The following is a 5757-nucleotide window of genomic DNA, read 5'->3' on the forward strand; positions in this document are numbered from 1 at the left end:
GGTGTGAAGCGCAAGGGCGCGCTCGGGTCCGTGACCGGCGCCGCATAGGCTGCCGTCGGACCGAAGCTGGCCGTCACCGGCAGGTGTGCAACCGCCCAGCGCAACAGGCTTTGACGGACGGCGGCCGCGTGAATCGCCGGAGCCTCCAGTTCGACCGCGCCGGCTGCCAGCACGCCTGCTGCCTGCTGCGCCTGCTGCAGGGTGACCTGCATCGGCCCGACCCACAAGGTCAGCGCAAGCAGGCCCGCGACCGCGCGTGCCGGCACACTGCGGCGCCCCCGATCCGCCATGGAGGCGTCGGGCATGCCGGCGTCTGCCGCTTGCGGATATTGCGGGTTGCACTCGGGCTGCGTGTCCGGTCGGTCGCGATACATGGTGAGTCCTGACGATGCTTTGCTTATTGCTTGATGCTTGATGCGTCTGGGTGGCGGCAGGACCGCCGACGATCGTGGGCGGCGATTGGCCTTACTGGGTGATCCTGGCCTTCGATAGCAACCGGGTGACCAGCGCGGCAGTGGCGCGCTCCAGTTCCTGGGCCTGCAGCGCTTGCTGGATGCCCGGCCTGACCGCTTCGTAGGCCGGTACCTGGGTCGCCCGCACCTCGTCGACCTTGACGAGGAAGCGGCGGTTGTTCCAGGTAATGGGCGCGGCGCTCACCGCACCGGCAGGCAATGTGGAAAGTGCCTGGGCCAGCGGCAACGGCAGGTTCTGGGTCTGTCCCTCCTGCGCCGGCGTCTTGAAGCTGGTCCAGTCCATGGCGCCACCGCTGCCCTTGGATGGCGCGAGGCTCACTGCCTGGGCCACCTTGGCGAAGTCTTCGCCGCTCCTGATGCGCGCCAGGGCCGCGGCGGCGGCTTCGTCGTCGGTCACCTCGATCAGGCGGCCCTTGTATTCCTTGTCGCCAAGGCTTGCCACGATGGCGTTGTAGCGCGCCTTCACCTGCTCGTCGGTGACGGGCGCGGGCTTGATATGGTCCTTGAGCCAGGCCTGGGTCAGGATATTGTTCCTGGCCTCGCGCAGGGCCTGCTGCACGTCGGGGCGCGCTTCCAGCCCCTTGTCCCTGGCGGCTTCCTGGCGGAACAGTTCACGGGCGATCAATTGCTGCTTGACCACGTCGCGTGCCTGCGGCGCATCGGGGAGACCCATCAGCTGCAACGCCCGCGTGATCTGCTCTTCGGTAACGGCGACCCCGTTGACCGAAGCCGCGTGAGCGGCATGCAGGCCCAGCGCCAGCGCGGTGGTGACAAGGAGACGGCTGAGTTGTATTTGCATGACAAGGTCCTTGAAGATCAATAGGTCCAGTTAAAGGTGGCGAGCAGGAGCGTTGCCTTTGCCCCCAGGTAGGCGGGTTGTGCGAGCGGCACGCCCAGCAGCAGTTCACTGGTAAAGGTTTGCCTGGCCCACTGGGCCGACACGCGCAGTCCGGCGCCGGCCCCAGCGACGGACTGCCAGCGGCGCGTCGCTACGTACTGGGCCTGGCCGCCGTCGAGAAACACATATGGCTCCATGCGCATGCCGGCCAGCGCGGGCGCATTGGCCCATGCCAGCTCGTTGCGCAGGTAGGCGCCCCGATCGCCCGCGATCACACCTTCCCGGAAGCCGCGCACGGTGCTCATGCCGCCCGCATAGATCTGCTCCGAGCCGAACAGCGCGACATTGGCCCACTGGCCAACGAGCTGCGCCCGCCAGGCCAGCTGAGCGCGATCGAAAACAAGCGGCAATGGCAGTTGCAGCGTGGCGTTGGCATCCAGCTTCGTGAATTGCGCATGTGCCTCTTCCGGGCGGATGTCGGCCGGATCCCGGGTTGCATTGATGGAAGGCAAACCCCGTGACACGCCTGCTTCGGCCGTGACGTAGCCCGGCTGCCCATTGGCGGCGAAACGGCGCAGGCCGCTCCAGGCCGCCCGCAGTACGGTGAGGCGTTGCGGATCCAGTTGAAGGTTGTTGATCTCCCGCTCGCTCTTGCGGTAGGCAAGCGTCAGGTCGACGGCTTGCCGGCCGGTCTTGTCGCGGGTGAGCACGTGGTTCCAGCCCAGGGTGTGGCCAAAGCTGCGGCCGTACAGCAGCGCCGTGTCGCCAATGACGCTCTGGTACTCCGAGATCGAGCCGGTATAGCTGAAGGTGTTGTAGCCAAACGGCACCGCGGCGGACAGCACCGCGGCGTTGGTATCCGCCGTGCCGATGTAGCTGGCTGAAAACGCCTCCTGGAAGCCCAGGGCATTGTCAGCGTCCAGCCCGAGCCGCGTGCGCGAGATCCCAGTTGTACGGCTGCCGTAGTTGTCTACCCCGGCATTGAAACGGAACCGGTCGCCGGGCTGGTTGGCCAGTGCCACGACGGAACTGCCCGGTGTCTGGCCGGGCAGGATCTGCAGTTCGGCACGATTGCGGCGCAGCCGGTTGATCTGGTCGACGCCCTGCTCCAGATCCTGCAGCCGCACGGTGTCACCCGGCGCCGGGAACTGCCAGGCAGTGCCGGCATCTGTGACCAGTCCCCCACCCATCGTGTCGAACAAGCTGGAACTGGCGGGCCGGATGGCGCGCCCGTTAAGCTGGATCGATTCGAGCTTGCCCGGCACCACCGTCACGACCAGTACGCCAGTGGCAAGGTTCTGCTCCCCCAGGTAGGCGCGGGTGGTGATGTAGCCCTTGGCAACGAAGGCCTCGGTAAAACGCCGCAATAGCAGGTTGATCCGATTGGTACCGAGCGGCTTTCCCAGGAACGGCGCCGTGATGGCGCCGACATCGCTATCAGGGAGGACCGTGTTGCCCTGCACCTGGATGCGCTGGATCACAAAGGTGGTGGAGGATTCCGGTACCGCTTCGACCGRGGCGTCCGACGGCAGCAAAGGCTGAACCTCGATCTGTGCCGGCGGCTGGGTCGCCTCGCGCTCCAGATCCCGCTGGCGTTGCTCGCGCAGCAGGCGCTGGGCGGGATCCTCCGGAACGGGTACCGGTACCGGGCCCGGTGACAGCTGGCTTAGTGCCGGCATGGAGGCGAGCAGCATCGCGGCTGCCGCGATGGCATGGGGGAACGATTTGAACCCGTGCACGATCACCGCCAGAACCAGGAAGTGAGGCCGAGATGATTCTCGATGGCGACGGGATCGCGCTGGCGGGGGCGGATCACGGTAGCGGTGCCGGCGAGCGACACGTCGCCTTCGAAGCTACCGCCGTCGGTCACGGTGTCGCCCACGATACGCGTCCTGGCCGCGGCCATCCAGCTGCCGCCGACGTCCATCGCGTAGAGCCGTGCCCACGTATCGCCGAAGAAGGCCTTGAAGCCGCGGTCGCGCGCGATCGCGGTGTAACCCGTGATGCCGGTGGCATAGGTTACTGGCGCGGTGACCGTAAGGTCTCCCATCGCCCATACGCGGCCGCCCAGGTTCGCGGCCACCTTTCCTGCGTGGATATCGATATTGCCGCTGGCGGACAGCAGTCCGCCAAGCACCGTGGTCGTGGACGATGCCGAGGTGCGGCAGACGATCAGGCAGGAACGGGAATAGTGCGCGCTGCCGGTAGGCACGCCCTCCGTGCGGAACGTATCGGCGGCGCGGATGGCGAGGTTGCCGCTGTCGACCTGGAACTCCCCGCCCCGGTTGATCACGTTCCTGCCGGACAGCGTCATGCCTTTGTCCGCCTTCAGATAGGCAAGCTGTCCCGGCTGGTCCGCGTGGCCATAGTCGATATCGAAACCCGCTGTCTGCGTGGACAGCACCAGCCAACGCTTGCCGGAGGCGGCGTAGAAGGCGCGCTGTTCGTCATTGGCGCCGGCCTGCTTGGTGATGTCGTTGACAAGATCACCTGCGGCTCGCACGTTCAGGTAGCCGTTTGAAATCATGCGGGCGTGGCGGTTGATCACATCGGCGCCGGCCTGCACCACGACATCGTCATCGACGCCGAAGACGATGCCGAGCATTTGCGGAGTCGACGTGTTGAACATGCTGCCCCCCGCTCGTATGGTGACGGCACCGGCCGAAGCTGTATCGTCCGCCATGCGCGTCCGGCCCTCGATCCGGGCGCATGTATTGCGCAGATCGCCGTCGGATTGCATGACCACCCCGCCCCCGGTAGCGATCACCGAGGATTGCGTGGCAACGGAATCCAGCAAGACCGTCCCGCCATGGACGCGGATATCGGTCGCCGCCAACAGGCTGCTGTCATGCTGGGCGTAGTCCGCCGCGGCGGTGATCCTGATTCCGCCTCCGGTGGAACGCACAACAGCATCCTGCAAGACCAGGCTCTGCGCCAGCATGCCAGTGCCTGCCATGCCGTCGACATTGGTGCCGGAAAGCGCGGCGGCATCGGCCTGGATCGTGACCACGCCGCCTCGGGAAACCAGCGCGCTGCGCGAGCCGGCCCGGGTAGTCTGAAGTAGCCTCGCAGCGACCAGCAGGTTGCCCGCCGCGGTCGCCTGCGTGCCGTTCAACGAAAGGCCAGCGCCGGCATCGAACAAGCCGATGCCGCCTGTTGCCTTCAGTGTCGAGTCCGTCAGCTGGATCGGCTGGCTGTGTACCTGGCCCGTTGCGCCAATAACAAGATCGCCCGTCGAACGGGTGCCTGCGCTCAGGGCTGAGCCAGTCAGGCTGACGCGGTCCGAGATGACCTGCAGGTTGCGGCCCGCATCGATGCTGCCGGTACCCGTCAGGCCGCCGCTGCCGACCAGCACGTCCTGCCTGGCCCCGATCCTGCCCGACGCCAGTTGCAAGTCGCCCGTGCCGGACACGATGAAGTCACCCGCCGTAGCGTAGGCAGCGCCGGCGTGACGAACGCCGGCACCCTGATCGGTCACCAGGAGTTCGATACGGCCGGCACTAAGGCTGCCCGCCGCAGTAATGTCCAGCGCGATCCCTTGTCCGGCATTCAGGGCGGGGGCGGAATAGCTGATCCACTTGCTCAGATTGTCCGTGGGAGAAACGCTGGTATCGATCTCTGCCCGGCTGGTTCCGGCCACGGCCCGGATGCGGGCATTGGCGTCGTCGAAGAGATTCTCGAGCTTGCCCTCAATGCGGATCTGCTTGGCCACCAGTTCAAGGTTGAGCAAGGTGCCGGACAGCCCTTCCGGGCCGATCTCGATCGCACCCGCGCTGGTGTTGAGAACCACATTGCGCTGGAGCTGGCCGTTGGCCGCCGTGAAATCGTTGAACGATACCTGCCCGGTGGTCAGCGCGAGATTGCCAATGTTGTGCACCGACGCGCCATTTACGCTGATCCCGTTGGGATTGGCCAGAATGACATTGGCGCGCGGCCCCAGCACGCTCAATGGCCCTTCCAGAATGGAAGGATTGGTGCTGGTTACCTGATTAAGGATCGTCCGGGCGTGCGCCGCGTTGTTGTCGAGATCCACGCCGGCCCGGGGCACGTTGAAGTCGCGATAGGTATTGGTGGAGACGCCACCCACCGCCTGTGCGACGCCCACGGTGATACGGCCATTGGCACCGGTCGCCGCAGTTGTGACAGTGCCGCCGTCTGGCGTGACCCCGCCAGCCAGGCTCCAGGTGGTGGCAAACATTGTGCTAGCCGCGATAGCGGCCAAGCGCAAGCGAGGCCCACGTGCGGATGTGTTCCCAAGATCGACGAATGGTCTTGCCCAATTTCCTGCCTGCTGCACTTCATGCGCCCCGTTGAATGGCTGCGCGGACAGGGCCGTGGTCAGGCTGGAGGCGCTAATACCAAATGGATGGTGCCAACAGCGATTCGCGTCCGCCGCACTGGATCAGGGCGAAACACTAGCAGGATCGCGAAACGCTGAATATCGGA

4 protein-coding genes are annotated in these 5757 nt (G+C 65.9%); all 4 read right to left on the reverse strand.

Annotation, left to right across the window (positions count from 1 at the left end):
* A partial coding sequence (locus AC1DN0_RS39890; RefSeq protein ID WP_441636603.1) for a hypothetical protein occupies positions 1 to 374 on the reverse strand: 374 nt, incomplete at its 3' end.
* Positions 375 to 465: 91 nt separating this feature from the next.
* Positions 466 to 1272, reverse strand: a complete 807-nt coding sequence (locus AC1DN0_RS39895) for a peptidylprolyl isomerase (protein ID WP_441636605.1) — start codon at positions 1270 to 1272, stop codon at positions 466 to 468.
* A 17-nt stretch (positions 1273 to 1289) separates the two neighbouring features.
* The gene (locus tag AC1DN0_RS39900) at positions 1290 to 3005 is read right to left on the reverse strand and encodes a ShlB/FhaC/HecB family hemolysin secretion/activation protein (protein WP_477146545.1); all 1716 of its coding nucleotides are present in this window, start codon (positions 3003 to 3005) and stop codon (positions 1290 to 1292) included.
* A gap of 47 nt (positions 3006 to 3052) precedes the next feature.
* Positions 3053 to 5509 carry a filamentous hemagglutinin N-terminal domain-containing protein gene (locus AC1DN0_RS39905; RefSeq protein WP_441636607.1) on the reverse strand — a complete coding sequence of 819 codons (2457 nt, stop codon included), beginning with the start codon at positions 5507 to 5509 and terminating at the stop codon, positions 3053 to 3055.
* Positions 5510 to 5757 lie beyond the last annotated feature (248 nt).

The organism is Cupriavidus sp. 05N39, from assembly GCF_056397325.1.

What these genes read in the sequence shown, in the direction of transcription:
- AC1DN0_RS39895 (WP_441636605.1), bottom strand. Translation starts at nt 1,272, where the DNA reads ATGCAAATACAACTCAGCCGTCTCCTTGTCACCACCGCGCTGGCGCTG.
- AC1DN0_RS39905 (WP_441636607.1), bottom strand. Translation starts at nt 5,509, where the DNA reads ATGTTTGCCACCACCTGGAGCCTGGCTGGCGGGGTCACGCCAGACGGC.